16 protein-coding genes are annotated in these 25,923 nt (G+C 46.7%); 10 read left to right on the top strand and 6 right to left on the bottom strand.

Annotated features, from left to right (window positions below):
* Window positions 1-925: 925 nt before the first annotated feature.
* The 7 genes from IRJ25_RS10930 to IRJ25_RS10955 all read left to right on the top strand — a co-directional run bounded on the left by IRJ25_RS10930 (window position 926) and on the right by IRJ25_RS10955 (window position 10,655).
* Window positions 926-3,496, top strand: coding sequence for a UvrD-helicase domain-containing protein (locus IRJ25_RS10930; RefSeq protein WP_269318287.1), 2,571 nt, complete (start codon window positions 926-928; stop codon window positions 3,494-3,496).
* Entirely contained in the window at window positions 3,486-6,110 is a 2,625-nt protein-coding gene (locus tag IRJ25_RS10935; RefSeq protein ID WP_269318288.1) for a hypothetical protein, read from the top strand. The genes IRJ25_RS10930 and IRJ25_RS10935 overlap by 11 nt, the downstream gene beginning before the upstream one ends.
* Window positions 6,111-6,112: 2 nt before the next feature.
* Window positions 6,113-6,283, top strand: a complete 171-nt coding sequence (locus IRJ25_RS10940; RefSeq protein WP_269318289.1) for a hypothetical protein — start codon at window positions 6,113-6,115, stop codon at window positions 6,281-6,283.
* Window positions 6,246-7,730, top strand: a complete 1,485-nt coding sequence (locus IRJ25_RS10945; protein ID WP_269318290.1) for a UvrD-helicase domain-containing protein — start codon at window positions 6,246-6,248, stop codon at window positions 7,728-7,730. The genes IRJ25_RS10940 and IRJ25_RS10945 overlap by 38 nt, the downstream gene beginning before the upstream one ends.
* A gap of 6 nt (window positions 7,731-7,736) precedes the next feature.
* Window positions 7,737-8,612: a hypothetical protein gene (locus tag IRJ25_RS10950; protein WP_269318291.1), complete on the top strand. Its 876-nt coding sequence runs from the start codon at window positions 7,737-7,739 to the stop codon at window positions 8,610-8,612.
* 394 nt (window positions 8,613-9,006) lie between these two features.
* On the top strand, window positions 9,007-9,321 hold the full coding sequence (locus IRJ25_RS15200) for an HNH endonuclease (protein ID WP_331283392.1): 315 nt from the start codon (window positions 9,007-9,009) through the stop codon (window positions 9,319-9,321).
* A 458-nt stretch (window positions 9,322-9,779) separates the two neighbouring features.
* Window positions 9,780-10,655 (top strand): hypothetical protein, encoded by an 876-nt coding sequence (locus IRJ25_RS10955; RefSeq protein WP_269318292.1) that lies wholly within the window; start codon window positions 9,780-9,782, stop codon window positions 10,653-10,655.
* Window positions 10,656-11,363: 708 nt separating this feature from the next.
* Here IRJ25_RS10955 and IRJ25_RS10960 read toward each other — a convergent pair.
* From IRJ25_RS10960 to IRJ25_RS10985, 6 genes are all read right to left on the bottom strand, one after another.
* Entirely contained in the window at window positions 11,364-13,454 is a 2,091-nt protein-coding gene (locus IRJ25_RS10960; protein WP_269318293.1) for a PAS domain S-box protein, read from the bottom strand.
* Between the two features lie 112 nt (window positions 13,455-13,566).
* Window positions 13,567-14,751: an MFS transporter gene (locus IRJ25_RS10965; protein WP_074037854.1), complete on the bottom strand. Its 1,185-nt coding sequence runs from the start codon at window positions 14,749-14,751 to the stop codon at window positions 13,567-13,569.
* 162 nt (window positions 14,752-14,913) lie between these two features.
* A complete protein-coding gene (locus IRJ25_RS10970) occupies window positions 14,914-16,923 on the bottom strand; it encodes a catalase (protein ID WP_078146023.1) in 2,010 nt (669 codons plus the stop codon).
* Window positions 16,924-17,046: 123 nt separating this feature from the next.
* Window positions 17,047-17,700, bottom strand: a complete 654-nt coding sequence (locus IRJ25_RS10975; protein ID WP_215244225.1) for a hypothetical protein — start codon at window positions 17,698-17,700, stop codon at window positions 17,047-17,049.
* Between the two features lie 48 nt (window positions 17,701-17,748).
* The gene (locus IRJ25_RS10980; RefSeq protein ID WP_078146025.1) at window positions 17,749-18,951 is read right to left on the bottom strand and encodes an NAD(P)/FAD-dependent oxidoreductase; all 1,203 of its coding nucleotides are present in this window, start codon (window positions 18,949-18,951) and stop codon (window positions 17,749-17,751) included.
* A 100-nt stretch (window positions 18,952-19,051) separates the two neighbouring features.
* Window positions 19,052-22,558: a lamin tail domain-containing protein gene (locus tag IRJ25_RS10985; protein ID WP_269318294.1), complete on the bottom strand. Its 3,507-nt coding sequence runs from the start codon at window positions 22,556-22,558 to the stop codon at window positions 19,052-19,054.
* Between the two features lie 373 nt (window positions 22,559-22,931).
* Between IRJ25_RS10985 and IRJ25_RS10990 the strand changes: the two genes are divergently transcribed.
* The 3 genes from IRJ25_RS10990 to IRJ25_RS11000 all read left to right on the top strand — a co-directional run bounded on the left by IRJ25_RS10990 (window position 22,932) and on the right by IRJ25_RS11000 (window position 25,883).
* Window positions 22,932-23,693 carry an alpha/beta hydrolase gene (locus IRJ25_RS10990; protein ID WP_269318295.1) on the top strand — a complete coding sequence of 254 codons (762 nt, stop codon included), beginning with the start codon at window positions 22,932-22,934 and terminating at the stop codon, window positions 23,691-23,693.
* Window positions 23,694-23,825: 132 nt separating this feature from the next.
* Window positions 23,826-25,490 carry a glycoside hydrolase family 13 protein gene (locus tag IRJ25_RS10995; protein ID WP_269318364.1) on the top strand — a complete coding sequence of 555 codons (1,665 nt, stop codon included), beginning with the start codon at window positions 23,826-23,828 and terminating at the stop codon, window positions 25,488-25,490.
* A 54-nt stretch (window positions 25,491-25,544) separates the two neighbouring features.
* Window positions 25,545-25,883, top strand: coding sequence for a hypothetical protein (locus IRJ25_RS11000; RefSeq protein WP_269318296.1), 339 nt, complete (start codon window positions 25,545-25,547; stop codon window positions 25,881-25,883).
* Window positions 25,884-25,923 lie beyond the last annotated feature (40 nt).

Raw genomic sequence — 25,923 nt, forward strand, 5'->3', positions numbered from 1 at the left:
AAATGCGGTATCTATTCCCACGAAATAAGGTATTTGTAATGAAGGATAAGACATAACTAAATTAGAATCCTTTATGAAGAAACACCATTCCTATAAGTAAGAGGAATGAAAGAGTATGCCTAACCTCCTCAATTGAAGTTTTCGAGTCACGGGTTAGCGTCAGAAGTAGGCAACCGACGTCACTTGGTTCCGCCTTTTCGGAGAGAGCCTATCTTTAGATGATGGTAAAACCAGAAAATCGTCAAGTCATTGATTGTACGATATCATACAGTCCGAACGCTATTAGGAGATACTCTTTTCCTACTGTCATTGATTAAATAAAATTTGCATTTATATTACGATAAAAAAATGTAAATATAAGTTAACCATTTTTTTGAAAAAACGCTCTAACACTTTAGAATTTTTTAGTATAATACTTTAAAGGTGAATTGCGATTTTGATGGAGGTAGTGACTATGTTTTTCGAAGGAGAAGTCAGTAATAAAAAGGGGTCGGAATCCGAACGATTTGTTTGGGAACGGGTAAAAGAAGAGTTTCAATCGCGGATAGCTTTCGGTTTTTTGAACTTCCCCATGTTCAAAGACTCCCATCAAGGCCGTAAAGAAATTGACATCCTTTTGGTAGATAAAGGTTTGGGAGTGACAGTTATTGAGGTCAAAGGCATATCAATAAAACAAATCAAACATATCACCGGCGGAGTCTGGCATTGTGAGGGCGCAGATGGTCCTTTTAAAATATCACCCTATACACAGGCTGAAGAGCAGCTCGATATGCTGTGCAATGACATTGAGAAGGAACCGCTGTTGTTCCGGAGTTTCACAAAAAGGGTCGTCATCGCTCTCCCTTATATTACAAGGGATCAGTGGGAGAGTAGAGGGTATTCCTCTCTTCTTAATTCTCCTCCTGTCCTTTTAAAAGAAGATTTCATGGAACAAGGTTGGGCTAAGCGACTCGAATCGATGTATCTCGTCAAAGCGAAGCAAGATATGAATGAGAGGCATTGGGACAGACTGAACAGATACTTCGGAATTGACAAGATGGGCCAGGACGATAAAGGGTTCTTAGTGGAAGAACAGGATAATTTTTTCTCCTATACATTCCTGCTGAAAGACGATACAGATTTTTATCGTCAAATGCCCCGAATCATATCCGCCTTGGAGAAGGGTAAAAAGGTTTATCTGTTCACAGGTTTCGATTTGCCGATATCGTTCCTAGAAGACAACCATAAGTATATAAAGAACTTTCAGCTCCAACATTTCGTCGCGAGGGGTTTCACGTCTAGCGGCATGATTGGTTCTTACATTGACGGAAAAATCGAAAGAAACTTTCTTGTAGATGTTTTGGCCCGGTGGTTCCCGGATTTTAATCCGGGACAGTACGAGACTGTGCACGCGGGTCCAGAGGAGGATCTCAAAATAATGGCTGGGGCGGGTACGGGAAAAACACATGTCATGATAGATCGAATCATGTATCTCTTAGAGACGACCGATATCACTCCGAAAGACATCGTGATGATTACGTTCACCAACTCATCTACGGACGAGATGCGTGAACGACTCCTCAATAAGATGCTGAGTATGTTCGAGTTGACGGGGGATTCGAAATACCTGCGTCTCTTGGAAGAGGTGAGGGATATGCAAATCAGCACGATACATGCCTATTCGAAATCGATTCTGACAAGGCTCGCCCATGAAATCGGCTTTGGTCGTGATGTCCGCATCAGTAGCTTCATCATGAGAAAGAAGGTCATCGTCGAGGAGCTTGCAGATGAGTTCTTTACGGTTCATCCGCTCAAACCCTTAATCAATCTTGGGCTCTCACATTACGAGGCGGTCAATCTCATGATTAAGTATTGGGACGAGATGGAGAAGAAAGGGTTGACGCGAGAAGAAATCGAATCCCTCGACTGGGGAAGCGTCGCCGACGAAGGCCATATCATGCTCCAGGACCTCTTCCGATACGTATTCGCTCAATGCGAAGCCCGTCTGGATGCCGTGAAACGGACCGAGAATGCAATCGATATGGGAGACATGATTCGGAAACTACGGATATTTACCACTAGAGGTGCGGTGAACCAGCTACTTCCTAACAAATACCTGTTCGTCGATGAGTTCCAAGATAGCGACAACACTCAGATTGAGCTTGTCGCGACCCTAAGGAACGAACTCAACTACCGTTTGTTCGTGGTAGGCGATGTCAAACAGTCCATCTATCGTTTCAGGGGGGCGGACTATACCTCCTTTGAACGTCTGGACTCGCTCGTCGCTTCTCCTCTCCGCTCATTATCGTTGAACCAGAACTATCGTACTTCTGCCAGCCTTCTAGACAAAATGGGTAGAATGTTTGCTGCATGGGGCGAGAACTCTGAGAAGCTTCTTCCCTATACGGACCTCGACCGCCTCGTCGGTGTCGAATCAACAGGGATGGTAGACCAAGAGCTGGTGATTGATAAGGTCAAAAGAGAGGACTTGAATGGGAAAATCATTGAAAAAGTAGAACAAGCTTTGGCCGAAGTGCGTCGTCTCTCAGCTAAAGAGAATCGTAAAGTGGCACTCATCGTGCGGACGAATAGGCACGCCAAAGATGTCGCGCGAATCTGTGAGGAGGCCGGGCTGGCCGTCACGCAGAATCTGGACGGAACATTTTTCAAATCTGACGCCGTCCGGCATTTCAAAATGCTTCTCGATGCATTATTGTACCCCCACGAGATGAAAAATGCCATCGGGCTCTTGGAGTCCCCTTATTTTGCATATGAGATTCCGACCAGGACACTCGTGGGCTTCCAAGGTGATAGCGAACGACTGGATACATTTATCCGTTCGCACATCGGGAATGACTTATCCGGTTATGTACGTGACCTGAGGCTGTCCCCTGTCCTTTCTGTGATTCAAAAGGTGATTACCGAGAAGGGCTTGAGGGACAACATACTTCCATACTATCTGCATCGGGAGGCGGAGTCGACGGTAGCAGAGATGCGTGCCGCTCAGTACGGCCTTAACCTGTCACATCTTATGAACATGCTCCAGCAGCGATTCGATGCCTCTACAGGGACGTTGTGGGCTATCCATCAATGGCTATCTCTTCAAATCCGTATCAATCGGTCGGAGAACGAGCCGATGGTGGACGATGTACCGGATCGAATTGAGATCACGACTGTACACCGATCAAAAGGATTGGAATATCACACGGTGATTATGCCCAAGATGAATTATTGCTTCAAGGTCAATCGTACAGGTTTTTATATCGAAGAAGACAAGGGCGTCCAGAGTGAAGGGCGTAAAGTGGGATGGAAACTCAAACACACGTCGAACAGTCATTTGAAAACATTGGAGAGCTCAGAGGGTGTGGAATCGAAGCGGGAGGAGACGAGACTCCTGTACGTGAGCATGACACGTGCTAAACGAAGGCTCGTCGTGCTATTGCCTAAAAAATTTGAGGCGGACAGTTGGGCCGGTCTTGTGGATATGGCCATGAAAGGGGTGCTAGATGAAGATTGAAGTCTATACCTATGATGACCCGAAAAAATGGCGGGCGCACTCGAAATATGATGATATCAAAAAAGCGATTCATCTCTGCTCGACCAAGAATATGGCAGAGGGCATCAAGGAGGCCTATCAGGACCAGGGAACGGGCGACTTCATGAGCGTCTTCACCATCAGGGAAGTGATGGACGCCCTGCTCAAGGAGTGGGACTCCCCTGAAGAGAAGTTGAGACAGCTCCTCAAACTTTCACGCGTCATCGCGAATCTTCAGATTGTGAACGTCGAGCTCAAGGAGGCGTTCAGGAAGAACAAGACCGACCTACTCGATACAATCCGTTCTTTGACTTACATCGGGGTGAGCCCGAATGATTTCTCGTATGTCGATGTGCTCACAGAGAAGGAACGCTTGTTTCAAGAGATATGGAGGGCCGTAGAAGAAGTGGATGACACCTATGAACAGGTCCGTGAAAAGGTTCGACAGGGGTGGTCGGACACTGAACTTATAAGGGCCCTCGAAGATATCTCAGAGAGCAGTGTGCGGACCGATGCCCTTAGACTTGTCCTCCATGGGTTTTACTTCGTCACACCGGAACAACAGGTGTTCTTGGAAGGGCTCAAATCGACTGGAGCCGACTTTCTGTTCTTTAATCTTTATGACGAGCGATTTCCGACGACCTTTGATTTCACACGGGCTTTCATCTCTGGACGCTTCGGCTGGGAGGATGACTGGAAAGTCGAGAATCTCAGATGTGATAACGTTCTCGGAGCAGGTGGCACCTTACTGAAAGCCTATGAGGGTGGAAAGGTAGAAAAAGAAGATAGTGGTAGAAAGATAATTCGATACGAGAGCTTTTTCGATTTTCTCGATAGGGTCATCGTTCCCTTACATCCAATTGGTCCACACGATGAAGATAAGGACCAAGAAGATGTTCCAAGTTCACAGATTGTCGCCACGAATGCGGACATGCTGAATGAAGTCCTAATCCAGTATTATCCGGAGAAATTCTCGAAAGGAAGAAACTTTCTCAGTTATCCGATTGGACAGTTCATCGGGAGAATACATCAGATGAAGAAGAAAGAGGGACTTGTCCTTGATGAGGAAATCTTGGTCTCTGCGTTCTCATCGGGCTGGTTATATAATCCGAGTTCCCGTAAGAACGCACGAGACTATACTCATCTTTTGAGGAAGGTCCTCCCCTTCTTTAAAGATTGCCATCTGACTGAGGATTGGGGGAAGCGGCTCTCTGAATTGGAAAGCCTCTATGATACGGTCCTCGTGCGTTTCGAAAAACCCGGAGACACGAGAAGGCTTCAAAGTGTCAGAAGCCCATTCGTAAAAATCTCTTATCTCTCACTCACGCGTCAACAGTTATCAGATATCCGCTTCTTTTATGAACAGCTCCTCTTCCTCTCTGAGGAATTGTTCGTGATTGAGGCCGAAGAAGCAAGGATTGGGGAGCACTTCTCACGTCTCTTCGAGCTGATTAAGATACATGGACCGAACGATGCGCCGGATCTTTTGGAAGAGGAAAGAGAGGTGCTTTCGTATCTTAACGAGCGATTGAAGCAAATCGAAGACGATAATTTTTTCCTATACGAGGACGTGGGGGAAGCAATCAACCTATATCTGAGCGGAAGCTTGGAAAAGGATGAGAACCCCTTCATCAGGCCTTTCATCGAGATTGATGGAGAGGCATTCAAGGAACGGGACAAGGTATATCTCACCGGGATGGACGATAGGGGTCTTCCTCTCGATGAGTTCGATATACCTTGGCCGCTGCAAGAGAGAACCTTCGAGCAGCTGTCCGAGCGATTTACGGCACTCGAACTCGATTTGATTCGAAATCGGTCCGTCAAACAGATTTCTCGTTACCTCCTGTATATCTCGCTCGAGTTCCTTCCCGTGGCGAATCTAGAGGTGTCATGGATGCGAAACTTCTTGGACCGGGAGAATCTGAATCAATCTGTATACACACGTCAACTCAAATTCCGCGAGACCAGCGCCTCTGAAGAAGTGGCGACTCCTATCACGACTCGAAGACAAAATGCTTTCGATTTCACGACCTTGCCTGAGCAGCCGGACAGATCTGTTCTCGAAGAGTTGATGTTCTTCGATTTTATGGTGGAATATGACCAATGCCCACGTCGTTTCTATTATAGCTATATCTTGGAAAAACACCCTGTCTTCGAGGACGAGTTCATTCATCAGTTCCAGTTCACGAGTTTGTTATGGGTGCTGAAACGAGAGCCCTCACTAAATGACACACAACGGTTGAAAGCGGTAGGAAGATTGTTCCCGCAATGGACGAACTATAAGAAACAGAGCATTGCTTTAAAATACAAAAGCTTTGTTGAGGAGATAACGAGCGAAATCGAGGTGGAACGAGGCATCGAGATATCAGGCGGTCGTGTAGACTTTCAACTACCCGGAATCAAACGTGAAACCAGAAAAGAATGGCTTGAACATGCGAGAACCAATATGAGAATCAACCTGAACGAATTGACCAGGAAACTCACCACCGACGAACCGTTTGAAGCGATCCCGGGTTCTGCATGTAAGTTCTGTCCCCATCTGGATAGCTGTCTAGAGGGCGAGTATGGAATCGACTCTAAAGAAGGGGGCAGATGAGTATGGATGATCTCTGGATGAAGGTCGCAAGAGCATGGAGAGTCACCACACTGGAGCATGAACGTTCGTCGATGCAAAATATGATTGCTGACCTTAAGATGATGCATGGGGATTTGAGCAGTCTGAGTGTTCAAGATGAGATGGATGATGACGACGAGGAAGACCTCATTTGACTTAAGAATGGATATGAAAGGGATTGATGAGATGAGTTACGAGTCCTTAGGAATGGCGGAAGAGCCGGTTCTGACACGGGGGCAAGAAGAGATTGTCGAGAACGACGCCAGCCAGCTTTTGATTAAAGGGATAGCAGGGAGTGGGAAGACGCTAGTACTGCTGAAGAAAGCGAAGCGCACAGCCGAGAAATACCCTGTGGAAAAGGTGGGCATCTTCACATATGCAAACACGCTTTCACGGGCGACTGGTCTTCTTATCGAAAGATATGAGCTGGAAAACCTGAACATACACACGTTTCATGGATGGGCCATGAGCGCTTACAGAAAGACGTTCAGACAGAGCTTTGATTTGCTCGAGGACAGGAAGGGCGACAAAAGGTTGGAGAAATTGAAGATTTCCATCCGCCGACTCGGGTACTTGAACCATCGTTTTACTGACGGGGAGCAGTACCTTGAATTCATCTCCGATGAAATCAGCTGGATAAAGGGCAAGGGGATTTCTACAGTGGAAGAATACCTGGAGGCAAGTCGAAAAGGGAGGGGGACTGGCACCAGGGTCACCTTGAAAGATCGCGAGGTCATCTTCATGATTTTCGAGGAGTATGAGAATCAGAAAGGAATGAAATTGGATTTCGATGATTTTGCCATCAAGCTGTTCCGAAACTTCGATAAGATTCCAGAAGAGTGCAAGTTCGACCATGTTTTCATCGACGAAGCGCAGGACCTACAACAGATTCAGCTACAGTTGCTGAGAAAATGTGCCAGACGATCGCTGATTGTCGCCGCGGACAAGGGACAAAAGATTTACAAGACCTCGTTCACATGGAAAGATATAGGACTGAACATCACAGGTAACCGGACCAAGATTTTGACGGAATCACATCGATCCACCAAACAAATCATTCAACTTGCTGCGAGCCTGCAGCAAAAGGATTCGGTGATTTATGATGAGGAATACGTGGTACCGGGAATCCCAGAGCGTGAGGGTCCTGTTCCACACATGTTGATTAGTAGCAACGAGAAGCACCAAGACGCACGAATCATCGAGTCAATCAGAGAGCTCGTCAAAAATTTCCCTCTGGCCACCATCGGGGTTCTATATCGTCACTCGACGACGGGATGGCGCCTTGAGAAGGAACTGAAAAAAGAGAAAATCGCCTATCCTCAAATCGTCAAAAATAAAAAATTTAATCCTTATACCCCTGGGGTGAAGTTCTGTACCTTTCATTCCGCCAAAGGTCTTGAGTTCGATATCGTCCTGATTGCTGACCTCATCAATCCTACGACCGTTCCTGAAGGTGATGAAGAGTCAGATTTTTGGGATTTAGAGAGACGTCTGTTATATGTATGTATCACACGTGCGAAGATGTATCTGCAACTTTTCACACACGGAGATACTTGCAAAATCTTGTCTGAACTCGATTCGGGACTCTATGAGAGGAAATGAGCGTAGATGGCAAATGCAATACTTTCACAGTCGGCGTCGACTGTCCAGATGATTAGACCAGACATGGGAATTTTGTTGAGTGTTAGCGCTACCATCTTCGCAATAATCGGTGGTTTTATTCTGACTTTCAGTTTGTCTATGAGACAGAAAAAGCTTGAGCTTGATATGGAGATAGAGCTTTCCTATCATGAAATGATGTTTTTAAGGAGAGAAGTGGACCCGTTACTTTTGCAAAAGATAGAGGAGTTCGAGGAGAAGGTCTTTCAGGAGGCCATTCTTCTCGAGGGAGGAACGGAAATTCAAAACATCCGATTTACGTCGAGCATTGATCATCAAAGAATCAAGAGGATGAGAAGACGAAACAAGAAATCTATTAGTAAGATTTACAGGCTACGTGAGTTTGTCAGGTACAGTACAGACTTCGAGAATTTCAAAAGGAATTCATGCATAACTATCTGGTGGTTTGAAAAAGAGAGAATCAAGTTAATCTATGAAGTTGTGAAGCAGTATGAAGATACCGAGACCTATAGAGTGACTCTTGTCAAGAAGGCGAAGACACACTTCACGGAAGGGGAACTTGATGCCTATAATACGTATCTCGATACGTTAAAACCTTTTAAAGAAAAAATCTGGAATCTGTCTTTCTTAGTTCCCTCCTTAAAGAATCAGAGGATGACGACCATCGCCGTAATCTATCTCTCGCTTATCGCATTTTTTGGGATGTTTGAACCTTTAATCAACCCCGAAAATTTCAACGTAAAACATAATCTAATGACGGTATTCACATTAACCTTGGTATACATCCTTTTAAACTATTTCAACACGTTCACCCACAGATATACTTTGAGACTCTCAAACGAAATCAAGAGGTTTCAACCTTGATAAAGGTTCGATACCATCAAAGGAGGTGAGTCTTAGAATATGGATTCGACCGATATCTTCAGAACTAATATATTATGGACTTCCGGAATGCGACTTGTTTGAAACTCATGACATTGAGTTTATCAATCTGATTCTCAAGAGCCCTGAATTCTCTCTAAAGAACAGTAAAGGGAACAGAATGTACAGTGCTGCGCTGAATCACCTTGAAAACTACATCATTTTTTATGAGGAGAGACGTTTTACGATTGAATTATCATTTGCCAAGGCCGAACTCATGAGACAGGTGGAGGACGTAACAACACATGAACCAGATAGCACTTTTCATGACAGTCCACGGAGCCGACCTGAGCATAGGATGGTATTTAGCCGGAAGGTTTGGACAAGAGATCCCGAAATGGTTAGAGGCACACTGATTGATGCAGGCTTCCTATGTGAATTCGATGCTTCGCACAGCACCTTCATCTCCCGAGTGAGTGACAGAAATTACGTGGAAGCCCATCACCTCATTCCATTGGGTTGCCAAGAGCATTTCTTGAACAGTCTGAATGTGAGGGCGAATGTGGTCTCCCTCTGCCCTGTGTGCCACCGACTTCTTCATCATGGAAAGTTTCCAGAAAAGAAAGTACTCCTTGACCATCTCTTTGTAGTCAGACAAGCGCGTCTCGAGTGTAGTGGAATTTTCACAACGGCTAAGGAACTCTATAGTTAGTTACTATGGGGGTGTGGAGTGAGCGTCATCTAACCTACTATAAATAATGCGAATGTAGTGATTTGACGATGAAGTTTTCAAAAGTGATTGTTCACTTGGAAGAGGATATACCTGAGTATATGGCTAGGATCATGAGGATTGAATTTTTAGTGAGAGCGGCAACAGAATCTCATCGAGATAGTTGATTGATGTCAACTAATTTCTGAGTCTCATAATATACTCTAGGATTTTCGACCCTATTTACTCGCACTATCCTACATGACTATGAGTTAATAGGGTATCTGATATCACCGACTCAGGTTAAGGTGTATTGACAAATCAATTGATATATAGTTCGTTTCAAACATGAATGATATAGAATGTCGACAATCTCATTATCTTAAGTTCACCATAATTATTAGGCATTAGATGCTCAACCAACAGCCAGTAATTAGATGCCATGAAAAGGAGACTGAATCATGTACACAAGGTACTCTTTGATTGTAAGAGAACTGCATGAAGACTTTGCTGAGATTGTAAATCAAAAATTCCCCAGGAATACAGAACTTAATAATCTTAATCTAAGTGAGAGGGCCCTAAACAGAATTGGGACAGGAGAGATAGTACTCGTAGAAGAAAAAATTCCTGGCGACTCAAAACTATTCAGGCCGAAGAAGACGGTACACACAAGTGAGAAGTACGGCGAATTCTCTATAGAGTACAGATCATATAATGGACTGGTCGCATTTAAGGCGCAGAAAAAATATGAAGAAGACGACTCAAGGTGGAAGACACAGCATTTTAATCACGGGGTCTTTGATTTTTATTTTGATGCATCACGAAGATATAAAGAACTTTATGGTGGAGATGCAACGCATTACAATGTCTTTAGAGACTTATATGAATATGCAACATATGAACAATGCCTGAGTGTCTATAATGGTGAAGAAATCAATCATCTTGATTTGGATAGCGATCAGTCGGATGCTCTAACAGTACTGTCTTGGCTTTTCTTCGAACAGGAATTGAATTATGGTAGCCTTCCGTTTCAACAGTATAGTAATTTTACAATAAAGAATCAATTCAGGCCGCGAGATATGATTATGGGTTTTTTGTCCATGATGTATCTTGATAAGAAAATCTTTGATGCATATCCACATTGGAATTTCAACCGGACATCACCTACTTTTGGAGCGGAAGGTTTTCCAAGATTAGAGAATCGATACAGAGTTTTCTTTGAAAATTTAAATGGGAGTTTGGATATTAGACCATCACTGTTCTGTAATGAAACAATAAATAGTCACTTTAGTTTATTAAGTCAAACGACGGGGCCTAATCCCAATATCACTCAATAAGTAAAGAGTTAGTTATTTGTTTCGTCATAAAGAAAAGTACCCAATATACGTCAATCTTTGACGCGTTTTGGGTACTTTTCTTTATATTAGCTACTATCAAATAGCTTGTTTCGCTCGCGAATAACGGAGAACTGAATCGGTTCCTGTATATTCTTTAGATATTCTAGTTTGAACCTCAAGAACGATTGAAACATAGCTCTTCACGCCAATTCAATTATATGTTGTCTTGATGGTCACTCCGAAATTACATAGACTGAACCAGGTCAAGTTCATGGACGATGTACTAGTCCAGATGTGTTTAGTGAAATTCCTGGATATAACGAATCATCTTTTCGGGAGATAGATTCACTTTGAGTTTTTTCGTCTGAAAGTTGAGATTTATATGAAAGTTCGTTGGCAGTTTATGCTCCATAATCTCACATGTGGTGAGATAGGTTTTTATACATAACAGACATATCACTAAAGCTACAAGGGCGCGGAATCACCCGAAGCATATCCCGAAAGAGCTGTACTTATCTCGAAAACGTTAACATAGACAATTTCTTTGTCGTTCTCGAATTCGAGCTTATCCACCTCAAGAAATTTGAGGGCGGGCCTGATTCGAACAGGAGTTCGTACGATACATCGATTACTATAATCAAGATTACATCAAAAAACGACTAAAAAACTGAATTCTATGAAATGTCGGACTAGGGTTCTAAAAGTCGCCTAACCAAGTGACTCAGTGTCTAACTCTTCTGGTTCATTTTGTTTTGAGAGTGCATATTGATTTCGTCCACCTGCTTTGGCTTCATAAAGAGCGAGGTCGGCACGTTTTAGTAACTGTTTGGTCGACAACCCTTTTACAAATCGAGCACCCCCGACACTTGAAGTCGTAATGAACGTATGTTGGTCGATTTCCCATGGGCGCTGTAGTGCTTGAATGATTTTCTCTGCAACCCGATGTAGGGCACAGGAATCGTTGAAGCGAATGAGAACGGCAAACTCATCACCGCCAAGTCTGGCAATCATATCTTGTTTGCGAAGCACGGATGTCAATCGACGAGCGAGTTGTCGCAAGAGTTCATCGCCCACATCATGACCGAACGTATCGTTGATTTGTTTGAATCGGTCAACATCAAGAGCGAGGACGGCCAATTCACCTTGCTCGAATTCGGTTCGATCGATCGCTTCCTCGAGGTAAGCGAGGAAGAAACGACGGTTCGGTAAGTCGGTCAGCGTGTCGTGATACGCCAAATGCTTCAGTTGCTTCTCTAGTGCTTTACGCTGCATGATTTCTCGGCTAACCGTCAAATAGTGTAGGAGAAGTCCGGATTCATCATAGATGGCCTGAATTTTCGTTTCGAGCCAAATCCAGCGCTGGTCAGCATGGAAATGACGGAACTCAAGGGTCAAGGAGATGTCTTCTTCCTTCATTTCTTTCAACTGCTCCCGGACGATCTGGATGTCGTCCGGATGGATATAGTCGAGCGTATTCTTCCCTTCGTAATATCCGGCCGCAAAACCGAGCACGGTACGGTGAGAAGGGGAAGCATAACGAACAGTACCATCCCGTTCTAGTATACAGACGAGGTCACTCATGTTTTCTGTGATCAATCGATATTGTAACTCACTCTGTCTTAACGCTTGTTCCATTTCACGTTTCTCCGTGACATCACGCAAAATCGTTAAGACGGCCGTTTCACCCTCATAATCGATGAGAAGGCTACTGATATCCATCTGGAGCTTGTCTCCACTCGGTGTCATGATGACCATTTCCGTATCTTGAACGGGGCCTCCGAGTTCGAGAGAGGCAAGTCGTTGACGGGTGGACTGATGATACTCTTCTGCGATGAATGAAAAAATCGATTCATTCTCTAGATAGGTTTCTCCGATTGTGGCGAGTGCCATCACGTTCGCATATATAATCTGTCCTTCCTGATGCACAATGATGCCTTCCGGAATGGTTTCAATCAATTGACGGTAACGACGTTCGCTTTCGACCGTGGCACGCTCGGCATTTTTCTCTGGCGTCAAATCGATGATGATCGCAAACAGGCCGGTAATGTTACCGCCGACCTCGATTGGAATGTTGAGGACGGTTAAGTCGAGTCGTTCCCCGGATTGATGTTCAGCATAAATGGAATACTTGTATGGAATCCCAGACAGCGTGAATTGTAACCCTTTCCTGACCCGAGACCGCTCACTCTCGGGAAGCCAGTGCAGGAACGGCTGGTGAAGCATATCCTGTTCCGTATGACCCGTGATGACCGTGACGGCCGGGTTGACGGATTTGATGTTCAAATGATGGTCGAGTACAAAGATGCCATGTGGAGAATACCGTCGTAGCGACTCGTGATGATCTTTTAAGATCGACAATTCGAGTTCGCGACGCTTCCGTTCCGTCACTTCACGAACGACGGAGACGATATGGGTACAGTTCCCCTCATCATTGAAAATCGGCGTCACTTCTGACTCGAAATAATGAAGGGGGAGCGTCAATACATCATCCGCCTCGACCGTATCCGTATAAAAGGAGTCAGCAAGACGGTAGTCTTCATAGACGACACTCTTTTTTGTACGAATCGCTTCATCGTAATACTGCGTAATAAGTTTAGCGGTCTCGATCGGGACCAACTCATCGATGGTCTTCCCGACATCCGCATCTGACCAATTGATGGCCCGTTTCCCAGGCTCATTTACGAAGACGTAGCGATATGCTGAACCATCGACTTCCATAAAGAACACATAGTCTGAAATTTTATCGAACGTCCGTAGTAAAATCGATGCGTTGGATTGAAGTGTTTGGTCAGCTTTCATCTCGTCTCCCTCATTTCGTTCATTCTATTTTTTACACGTCATTTTTATCTTACCGCATCATTCGACCAAATGTGTGAACTTTCAAAAAAAGACGGGATGTACGTACATCCCGTCAAGCCGCTTCGTTCAGTTGTTTTTGTTCGTTTCGTCCGTTCATGACGTAATACAAGAAAATGGTAAAGAGAACGACGCCTGAAAGAATCAAATAAAGGGTCGAGAAGCCTGTCAACGGAATCAACAACCCGATGAAATAGGGACCGAACCCTAGACCGGCATCAAGTGCGATGAAGAAGGTCGATGTCGCCATCCCCATTCGGTGAGGTGGAGAAGCCTTGACAGCGATTGCTTGGGTGCCGGATTGGATATTCCCGAAGCCTAATCCGATTAACGCACCGGCAAGTAGAAGCATCCAACCGCTATTCGCTTGACTGAGCACGAGTAGACCGATCGCGAAGATGGCAATTGCCGGATACATGACGACGTTCGCTCCGCGCGCGTCCATCAACTTTCCTGTGATCGGTCGTGATAATAGGACTGCGACCGAATAGACGAGGAAGAAGATGCTCGCCGCCTCGATCAAGTCGAGTTCACTCGCGTAGAAGTTGATATAGGACAAGACACTCGAGTAGCTTAGTGCGGCCATCCCGATAATCAAGGCGATCGGTAGCGCTTTTGGTTCGACGAACGATTTTAAAGAGAATCCACGTACGACTTCAGGTGCGTCGACCTCAGGCACATTCACAAAGAACGTGCTCGCCAAACTGATGACCCCGATCACAAAGCAAAGAGCGAAGATGACGGTGAAGCTCGTATGTTGGCTGAGAAGTAATCCGACGAAGGGCCCGATGGCTGTCGCCAGAGTAGAACTCATGCTGTAGTAACCGATCCCTTCACCTTTTCGAGTCGCGGGAATGACTTGCGCGACGATGGTTCCAGTTGCCGTACTCGATAATCCCATCCCGAGTCCGTGTACGAACCGTGTCAGTAATAAGAAACCGACACCCCAATGGACGAAGTACAATAAAATCGTGGCGGTGAAAAAGACGAGCCCGATATAAAGCGTCTTCTTCCGACCGATCGAATCAATCAGTCGACCGATGAACAAGCGCCCGGTCAGCGTCCCGATGATGAAGATGCCAGTGACGAGTCCTGCTTGACTCGTGGTCGCCCCGTACGACTCGACGGCATGCACCCCGATGGTGACCATCAATAAGAAAAAGATGAGCGTCAGGAAGAAGTTGATGAGCGAGATGATTAAAAAGTCTCTCGTCCAAAGTTTTTGAATAGGTTGTTGCATCATACGTGACGCCTCCTTTTCTTCAAATTCGAATAGTTAATAAACATAACTAAAAGAGTATACCAAATCAAATTAGGATTGTCCGAGATGATGCACTGCATGCAGTGAATGACAGACATGAAAAAACTCGACTCGGGAATCGAGTCGAGTCAAGTGACATCGTTAGGCACGGTCCCAGAATCGGGCAGTCGCAATCCCATCGATGAACGCATTGAATCCATCGAGGTTATGCTCGTCAAACGTGAAGACACCAGGCTGGTCTTGCTTCACGCGACATGTGGCGAGTGCCTCTTTATGGTGTACGTGTAGGGCGAGCGGCTTATAGTGCTTGTACGTGTTCTCGATAAATTCGAGCACATCATCCTCGACAGTCGTCGCGGCACTCACTAAAAAGGCGGCATCGAAAAGGCTCGAGTCGACCGTATCGTACGTCTCCTTCACCTTCAGGTCACCAAGCATATACGCCTTCTTGCCGACAAGGCTGTAGTTGACGTTGTGATCGGCGAGCGTCTGCACCCACTGTTTCACCTGATTCGCATCCACGTCACCGGCAAGGAGAAGGGCGACGCTCTTCGTATCGGGCTTTTTGATTGTGTTCGCCATCGAGAGAGCAGGGGACGTCTTATCTGACTGGACCTCATTATTCTCTTCGGGCACATGTACTCCTAAGTTGTCGGCGACGACTTCAGCGAGATGACGATCGATGCGGTTCAATAAATCGACGGCGTTCTCTTTCACCATGTCCGACTCACATTTTCCGAGCTCAAAACTGCAGGCATCTTGGATGTGTTGTTTTTCGACATCGGTCATGCTGTTGTAGAAGAGCTTCGCCTGTGAATAGAAATCAAGGAAGCTGTCACTACGTCCCCGAATCTTATGACCATCGATTTTCTCTTGATAGTGCTCAAATCCACCTTGATCGGCTGGTACAGGTTCCGGCTGATTATTGTTGAGCGCATTTTTATGGTAGCTCGTCTGACCTTTGTGAACGGCCATTTGATGCATCCCGTCCCGCTGGTTGTTGTGGAACGGACAAACGGGCTTGTTGATTGGGATCTGGTGGAAGTTTGGTCCACCGAGACGCGACAGTTGGGTGTCCGTATACGAGAACAGACGACCTTGCAAGAGCGGATCGTTCGAGAAGTCGATTCCTGGGACGAGATGACCCGGGTGGAAGGCGACTTGTTCGGTTTCCGCGAAGAAGTTGTCGACGTTTCGATTAAGTGTCATCTTTCCGACGAGTTTCACTGGAATCTCTTCTTCCGGCCACAGTTTGGTTGGGTCTAAGATGTCGAAGTCATAGTTGAACTCGTCTTCTTCCGGGATCAGCTGCAGGCCGAGCTCCCATTCAGGATAGTCGCCTTTATTGATTGCTTCATAAAGGTCGACACGGTGGAAGTCAGCATTTTTCCCGACTGCTTTTTGGGCTTCGTCCCATACTTGTGAATGAACCCCGAGCTTTGGTTTCCAATGAAACTTGACGAAATGAGCTTTTCCTTCCGCATTTACAAGACGGAATGTATGCACCCCGAACCCTTCCATCATGCGTAGACTACGTGGAATCCCCCGGTCACTCATCGCCCACATGACCATGTGAGCCGTTTCATGGTTTTGTCCGACAAAATCCCAGAACGTATCGTGCGCGCTTCCCCCTTGCGGCACTTCCGTATGTGGCTCAGGCTTCACAGCGTGGACGAGGTCCGGGAACTTGATGGCATCTTGGATAAAGAAGACTGGGATGTTGTTTCCGACTAAATCGTAGTTCCCTTCGTCTGTATAGAACTTCGTCGCAAAACCACGGACGTCACGGACCGTATCCGCGGACCCGCGTGAGCCTTGGACAGTCGAGAAACGGACGAATACGGGTGTCGTCTTCGAAGGGTCATTCAAAAAGTTCGCTTTTGTGAACTCGGCGAGCGGTTCATACACCTGGAACTCCCCGTGTGCCCCGACGCCGCGCGCGTGGACGATTCGCTCCGGAATCCGCTCATGGTCGAAATGGGTCATCTTCTCGCGGAAATGGAAATCCTCGATCAATGTCGGACCACGACGTCCTGCTTTCAGCGAGAATTCGTCTTCCGCCATCTTCAGACCTTGATTTGTCGTCAAGCCAGCTTGTTGTTCGTTATCAATCGTATGTTGTTTTAACTGCTCTTCTTTCTTGTTCCCCATGTGATTGCCTCCCTTAAGTATGACTGACCGTCGTAAGTCACCATTCGACCTACTGTATCGGTGTTCCCTAACGCCAATAAAAAAATCCCTCTTTTTCAAAAAAGAGAGATTTCACACAAACATTTATAATGCGGCCCATACATGCTGTTTCAATACGATTTGTTGTACCACTTTAGGGTCGAGTTCGTATTCAGTGGCAATGATGCGCGTCACTTTCGCTTTCGCATCGGGGTCGTCAGGATTCTGCTTCGTATATTGATCTTGCCATGACCTCCAAATTTGAATCTCTGTATCGGTCAATTTGGTCGTCCATTCTTTTTCTCGAAGTTGCCAACCGAATATCATGTCGTCTGTTTGACCGGGTTCCACCCAGTCTGCGAGTCCATAGTCGCCTTCCGGAGCGAATACGGCTTCACCGAGTGGCGGTTCCGTCCCGATATAGGCAGCATCATCATAAAATCGTAACAAGGCGGCCTGGAACTGATCTGACTGTTTTACGTCATCGATGACGTCATGGCTGACGGATTGAAGCTCATCCGTACTCGGGTTCCCGTGTACGACGATGTCGTATTCATATCGAATGACACCGTCTTGTTCGATTGGTGTACGTTCTTCAATCGTATATATTTCCTCGGAAATGGATGCTTGTTCAGCCTTTAACTGCGTCGTGGGGACGGATTCCTGTGGCCAAAACCAGAAGGCGCAACCGAGAGGGACAAGGAATACGGCAAGACGACGTAGTCGGTACACCCTGTTTGATTTTCTTTTTTTCTTCAATCCAAAAACACTCCTTCAATTATGTAACAATCCCCAAAATGTCGGGGATTACGTTCGATCTAAACGAACGAGGTCCGCATCGGGATGCGACTGACCACGAACGAGAGCACTCAAAATACGAGAGCCAAGCATGCTATACACGGTCCCATTTCCCCCATATCCGAGCAAGTAAAACAAGTTCGGTCGATTCGGGTGCTCCCCGATGAACGGGAGTTGGTCCACCGACTCTCCAAACAAGGCGACCCAAGCATAATCGACTTCTAAGTCATACATCGGGAAGAGCTCGGCGATTTTTTCTTTCACTCGTTCCGCCCGATCGTTCATGAGCGCCTCATCGTGCGGCGTTTCGGCCTGGTCTTCGTCAAGTCCGCCAGCGATAATCCGCCCGTCCGGAGTCGTGCGCAAATAGAGATATGGTCGTTTCGTCTCCCAAATGAGCGCGCGTCCTTCCCATTCGCTGAATTCGGCGATTGGATTCGTTGCGATGGCGTATGACCGATTCAAATCGATCCGATGGGAGTCGAGTAGGGGAGCTGGCCCATAACCTGTCGCAAAGATGACTTTATTCGCTTTAAATGTCCCGTTCGAGGTGAACACAATCCATCCATCACCATCAGACACGACCTCATCCACCGACGTCTCTTCAAAAATCGGGACGTGTTGTTTCGATAAATGGCGAATGATTTGACGACTGAGCGTGAGCGGATTGACCTCGGCATCGCCTTTTGTGATGAGGGCCGCCGGTTTTTCAAATGGGAAGCGTTCACGTAGTGCCTCACGATCCAACCACTCCACATCAAAACCGTGTTTGGCTAGCATCTCATACTCACGTTGCAATTTGGCAACATCGTCCTCTTCACTCGCAAAACAAAGGCTGTCCCGTCGAATATATATATCGGATGCATCGACATCTTTCGCCACCTGGTCGAGCGATTCGACCGCGTCGAGACATAATTGATAGAAGCGTACCGCTGCCGCTTCTCCAATTTTTTCTGCCAGTTCATGTAACATGATGTCATTTGAATATTGAATTAAACCGGTATTTGCTGATGTGCTTCCGGTACCAACTTTTCGCCCATCGAGCACCGCAAAATCGACGCCATCTCGTTGTAACGTATAAGCCGTCAACGTTCCGGACATACCGGCTCCGATGACGAGTACGTCGTAATGCTCTTTTTTGTCAGGTCTTTCTAACACGACGTCCTCTGATTCGGTCGTTGGCCAATATAAATCTCCGTTATACAATTCCATCGGTCTCATCCTCCATGATATTCAGTATCTTCCTCTTTATCCCCGCTTCAAGAGAGGTGAAACCAAAAAACCGCAGACGATGTGTCTGCGGTTCAACATGTTATTTCTTGATGATGATGGATGAAGGAGAAGCGCCTTTCGTATATGTGATGCGTTGGACGTTTTTTGCCCCGCGAATCTCAGCAAGATTTTTCCCGTCAACGATTACTTCTTTTACCGTCGCGCCTTTGAAGTCGATGATGGCACCGGCTTCTTTCGGTTTCACTTGAACGACGACATTTTTCAACGGTTCTCCTGTCAATTCCGTGTATACGCCACGAACGAAGATACCGTTTTTAAAGTTCGTGCCTTTTCCGATTGTCACGCCGATGTAATCCTCTTGAAGGACGAGGCGAGCAGCTTTATGGTTTTCTACAGTGTAACGCGTCAATTCCACTTCTGGTTCCGGTGTGAAGTCGATTTGTGCAAGTACTGGATCATGGTCACTCGCACGCCCTGACATCTCAGTGAAGTCCGAGTTGACGTGAATCATGTCAATTTTCGTAGAAGCGGCCAAGCGGTTCGAGACGAGGATATGATCGAGTACTTGTGAGTTCCCTTGATACACATACGAGTAGCGGTCGACAGCAGGAACTTTCTCGACCATGTTCGTCATCAAGTCGCCTTTGAAGATTTGGAGCGCATCCGAGAATTCGAAATCATTGAAGTCTCCGAGTGCGACGACGTTCGCTTCTGGATTCTTCGTCTTCACGTCCGCCACGAAGTTGTGGACGACTTGTGCGATTTTCTTACGTTGCACTTCACTTCCTAGTACGACCGGTTGTTGTGAACCGAAGAAACCAGTGTCGCCACCTTTCGAGTTCCAATGGTTCGCGATCACGATGACGTTCTCGCCTTGGAAGTCGAATTGAGCAGCTAACGGTTTACGCGAACGATCGAACGCTTCGTTCGTCGGATCGATACGTCCCGGGTTGTGCGTCAATTTCCCATCGGCGTATCCGACGGCCGTCGTCGCGTCACCAGCAGGCATTCCCTCCGTCAATGACACGCGCTCAGGATCGTACAAGAAGCCGACACGGATGTTGGCATCTGGGGCGCCTCCGTCTTGGTTGTTCTCTGGGTCGATGTTGACGTATTTATACGTCTTCCCACCGACAGCGACAATGTTATCGATTAAGCGCTGATAGCTCTGGTCAGCGGCAGAACCTGCTCCTTTATCCTGTCCATCGTTGTCTTGTACTTCCGTCACACCGATGATGTCAGGGCTGTTCAATTCGTTGACGAACGCTTTCGCCAGTTTGAGTGCCTTTTCATCTGATGTTTCTTTGATGTTGTTCGAGAAGTTCTCTAAGTTATACGATGCAATTGTTAATTGATCTTCTTCTGCCTCGATGAATGTCTTCTCACGCTGCGCATCTCCTTTGACGAATGCAGCTTTCATGTCTTCAAGGGAGGCTTGAATCTTATAGTTACCGAATGAATAGCCGACGACACCGACGATCGGTCCGTTGAAACGGTCGCCCGTCGCGACATCGAAGTCACGAGCTTCTGCATTTGGTTCGAGACGGAACTGAATGCGTTCCGGGTTTGCGTCGTTCTTTTTCAATAGGACACCGCCATTATATGTCTCTGTTGGCGTATCTTCGAGAACTGTGACTAAGTCACCATATTCTTGTGGTCCGACCGACTTCAACTTGTTCGTTTGAACGCGCATCCCTTCAAGGCTCTCCCAGAAGTCGATGGCATCCTTCTCCGGGTTGAAGACGGCGAGGTTGTCGCTGTCGATAAACTCAGTCGGAAGGTTTGAGGCATCAATCGTAATTGGAGTCGGAAGTGTCACGCCGCTCGCGACGACTTCAACTTTTCCGTTACGCGTATCGATTTGTGTCATCTTCATATCCGTCTGTTGGCGATCACTATATCCTTCGATTGCGTACTCGCTCACTTTTCCGTTCACTTTTACGAGGTCCCCGACTTGAATGCCAGCAATCGAACGTCCGCCGTAAAGGACAATCCCTTCAGATGTCCGTGCATCGTCATCGGCTTCCGAATCAGGCGTTTGGATGAAGTAATAGGTCGTTCCACTTGAGACGAACGTAGACGTGACGATTCCTTCGACACCTTCAACCGTCTGTCCGTTCATCGGAGTCGTATGGTTCGCACCTTGGATGTCGTGAATGCGAATCTTGTCTGTGATCTTATAAGAGAATGTTGAGACGGCGCTGAACGAGTCGCCTGTTTTCACGACCGTTTTCAACGTCGTCGAGTTTTCAATGCGGATTGGGTTTTCGTAACGAAGCCCATTCTCTTTTGGATCAGAGCCGTCGAGTGTATAGAAAATCTCTGCGTCTGCTGTCGTTGTCGAGAGCGTCACGTCTTGTGGACCAACGAATGTACCGGCACCTGGTTTCGCGACAGCCGGCCGAAGAACGGACGTATCGATAACCGTGTCCGCCGGGTCACGAGGGATGATTTGGTACGTATCGTCAAACTGTTGAACGATTCCTGTGATCGATGAATAGTTCACATCCGTCTGTAAATCAAGGATGCCTCGCTCGTCGCGAACGACGAACTCCTTCGTTCCGTCCGTCGCCGTCAAGTTCTGACCGCTACCTGTGAGTGTGACATTTTTGACGGTAACGAGTTCGGATTCGACGTCCTCGTTGATTTGTTCCCCTGTCAAGACTTGGGCAGTAGGAAGTGTTGCTGCTTGTTTTGAAACAACGACAGCGCTGTTCAATTGAAGAAGCTCACGGTACGAACCGACGACCCCTGTGACAACGACCTCGTCCCCGACGTTGACGGCAAGAGACGTCGGGCGGATAGACAGACCACCTGTCGCGTCTTGGATCGAGATGGTGTTCGCTAATTTAGCCGTGACGATTCCTTTTACGGTGACCGTTTCATTTTCTGCCTTTGTTCGTGCATCAGCAATTGAAATCGGTGTGATCGGTGCAGGAGGTTCTGTTGTATCGCCATCTCCGTATTCAACGCCTTGGAACGTATGTAACCCGAGATTGTCGAACGTGTCTTGTGGTGTCGATGACCATTCGACAGCCGGGTCGAAGGCATCACTGCCATCACTGTCTCCCTTTGTGACCGTGTCTTTACGAATGAGCGATTGGTCAGCAGTCGCAACGGTCGTTCCCCATTTTGTTCCTGGGTCGAAGCCGAGTTGACCGAAGACATCAAGAACCGTGTCTCCTTTTTTCAAGACGATCGTGTCATCCCCGTTGAAGTTCGTCACGGCGCTCGTCGTATCCGATTTTGCTTTCAAAGTGTCCGACGCACTGCCGTTCACAATGACATATGTCGCTCCTGGTGCGAGGGTGCCCGTCAAATTCAATGTATTTCCGGCAGTCGTACCTCCGTTTGAATACAGTTCAATTTTGTAAGCGGAAAGGTCGATTGTCGCGTTCGTTCCATTGAATAACTCGATTGCTTTATTGTTGCTCGATCCTTCTACGTACTCGGAAATGAAGAGATCTGATGCGTTCAACGTCTCGGCGTTTACGTTTGCCGCAATCGGCGTCATACTGCTGACGATGAGTCCTGCTGATAAGGCGAGGCCAGTGACTGCCTTAAATGATTGTGTTGGTTTCCCCATGTGTAAGTCTCCCTTAGATGTAATGGTCTAATCCGATTTCCCCAACTTGCGTCGTTATAAATAAGTGAATTTATATCCTCCTTTTTCAAAAAAACGACATGATAGCGCTTACATTACTTTTCTTGTGACGAATCCCTTGAAAAATTATTCGTGTATTGTCAAAAATAACACTTTCATTTCCCAAGTTTTTTTACTACATGTTAAACATAACCAAGCAGACGTCAGAACTCAATCCACTAAACACGAAGTTATGATTACATTTTGATTACAAGATAAATGTAATCGGAAGAACTTGACGAGTAGCTTAAGAACTTTTACACTCTTCTAATACGAATTAATTGTATCGGTTAAGTTGGAATTAAAGGAGGCACTAATGAAAGCAGTCAATTACCCAGTCATTCCTGGAGCAGGCGCATTTTATTATGAAGGAAACGAGATCGGTATTTTGCTTTGTCACGGCTTTAACGGGACACCTCAAAGTGTACAGGACGTCGGAATTGAGTTGATGAAGCAAGGGTTCACGGTCTATGCCCCGCGCTTGAAAGGGCATGGGACACATCCAGAAGACTTTCGATGTTCGACGCATCGATGTTGGTATAAAAGTGTGACGAAAGGAATCGAGCGGTTGCGCGAGTCGTGTCAGACGGTCATCGTCGTCGGTCAGTCAATGGGCGGAACGTTGGCACTCAAGGCTGCCCTTGAAGGGAAGGCGGATGCGATTGTGACAATCAATGCCGCGTTATCGGTACCAGGATATGCGTGTCATGCGTCGGATACCGAGTGTCGATTTATCGACGAAGATGCGCCCGACATCTTGGCAAAAGACGTATATGAGATTGTCTATGACCGTGTGCCTACAAGAGCGATTCGTGAATTGCTTTCGCTGATTGACGAGGTGCGACCGCACGTCGGAGCAGTTGATGTGCCGGCGTATGTCATCCATTCTGCTGTCGACAACGTGGTGCCGCCTTCCGACTCCATCTGGTTGTTTGAGCAGTTACAAGGAACAAAAGAATACGCGGTGCTACCAAACTCGTATCACGTCGCGACGATGGACCATGATTGGAAGCATTTGTCGAAGCTGATCACGACCTTCTGTGAACAGGTTGGGGCGTGCCATCAAAATGCAGTGTAAAAACTGCATTTTTTTGTGGGCTGATTCTTTGCAAACGCTTGCACTAGTGCTATGGTAGATGTGAATCATACCTTATTGTAGGAGGCACGGTGCCGTATGGAGACGTTGTTCAGCCAAACGAAACAAACAGAAATCAGTCGTGTATGGTGGAAAGAGGCCATCGCCTATCAAATTTATCCACGAAGTTTCAACGATTCAAACGGGGATGGAATCGGTGATCTTCGCGGAATCATTGAAAAGCTCGATTACTTAGAAGACCTTGGAATTGATGTCATTTGGATTTGTCCGATGTACAAATCGCCAAATGATGATAACGGATATGATATCAGTGACTATCAAGACATTATGGACGAGTTTGGGACGATGGAGGATTTTGATGCCTTGCTAGAGGCGGTGCATGCACGAGGGATGAAACTGTTGCTCGACCTCGTTGTCAACCATACGTCGGACGAACATCCATGGTTCCTTGAATCGAAAAGCTCGAAAGACAATCCGAAACGGGATTGGTACATTTGGCGAGATGGGAAAGATGGGAAAGATGGGATGCCACCGAGTAACTGGGCGAGTATCTTTGGCGGGTCCGCTTGGGAATATGATGAACAGACCGATCAATATTACTTGCACGTATTCTCGAAGAAACAACCCGATTTGAACTGGGAGAATCGTGAAGTTCGGACGGCTGTCTATGACATGATCAACTGGTGGCTCGATAAAGGAGTCGACGGATTCCGTGTCGATGCGATCAGTCATATTAAAAAGATGCCGACGGAGACGATGTTACCTTCTCCGGACGGGAAGTCGATCGTTACGGCGTTTTCGATGTACTCGAATATCGATGGAATCCATGAATATCTACAAGAGATGAAGCGTGAAACGTTCTCCAAATACGACATTATGACCGTTGGGGAGACGAACGGAATCGAGCCGGAAGAAGCCGACCAATGGATGGGACCTGAGAATGGTGCGATGGATATGGCCTTTCACTTTGATCATGTCGATATCATGCGACGGTCACGTCTTGCCCCGCTCGATGTCGTCGAGCTGAAACGAATCTTCGATAAATGGCAACAAGGATTACGCGAAACCGGGTGGAACGCGTTATACATTGAAAATCATGACATGGTGCGAGCGGTCTCGCTCGTCGGGGATGAGCATCATTATTGGCGTGAAAGTGCCACGGCGCTTGGGATGATGTACTTCTTCATGCACGGGACACCATTCATTTATCAAGGACAAGAAATCGGGATGAAGAATGTGCCGCTCCCATCCATTCATGACTATGATGATGTCGCGACGAAAAACGAGTACTTCGAACGGATCGCGAACGGGATGAGTGAAATCGACTCGATGCAACAAGTATGGGGCACATCTCGTGATAACGTCCGGACACCAATCCAGTGGGATGCCTCACCTTATGCTGGTTTCTCGACGACGACCCCGTGGATGCCGATTCACGAAGAGTATGAGACGCTCAACGTCGAGGCACAGCGAAACGACCAGCATTCGATCCTGTCGTTCTATAAGGAGATGATCCGTCTTCGTCGAGCTGAGGAGACGTTTACGTATGGTCGTTATCGTGACGTCTTGCCTGAACATAAGCAAGCCTTCGTCTATGAGCGTACGTTTGAGAACAACCGCTTCTTCGTGGTCGTCAACTTGACCGCCAATCCGGCAGAAGTGACCGTTCCGGAAATTGCAGGCGCCACGCTTGTCATGACGAATGAGATTGACCCCGAGACGATTGATACGGAAACGTTTATGCTTCGACCATTCGCAGCACGGTTATATCGTTTATGATAGAAAGGTACCTTCCTAGGAGGGTACCTCTTTTGAATGAAGGGTGGGACGAGGATGCATACGATTGAATTTTCCAATGACAACGAGGTCGTACGCATGGTCATTAGTGGTGCCGATCGCGAACGGTTGGAATTGATGATTGATGAGCGACGCGTTACGATTTACGTGAAAGCGTATCTCGATTTTGGAGAGGCGTTCGCTAAGGCGTTTCATTCGTTGAAAGGGACGGCCGCACTCCGTGATGTGGAAGGACAGTATGTCATGGATGTGACCTTTTCGCATCGAGGGGTCAGCGTTCGATTGCATGATCCGTTTCCTAAGAAGACGCTTCAGACCGATCAAAGTTACATGACAGAAACGATGCGACAAATTGGCATCTGGAATAGGCTGTGACAAATGAGGGAAAAGAGCATATGATAGAGATTGACTAAAT

It is taken from the genome of Exiguobacterium sp. KJ 601, assembly GCF_027161185.1.
Classification (GTDB): Bacteria; Bacillota; Bacilli; order Exiguobacteriales; family Exiguobacteriaceae; genus Exiguobacterium; species Exiguobacterium profundum.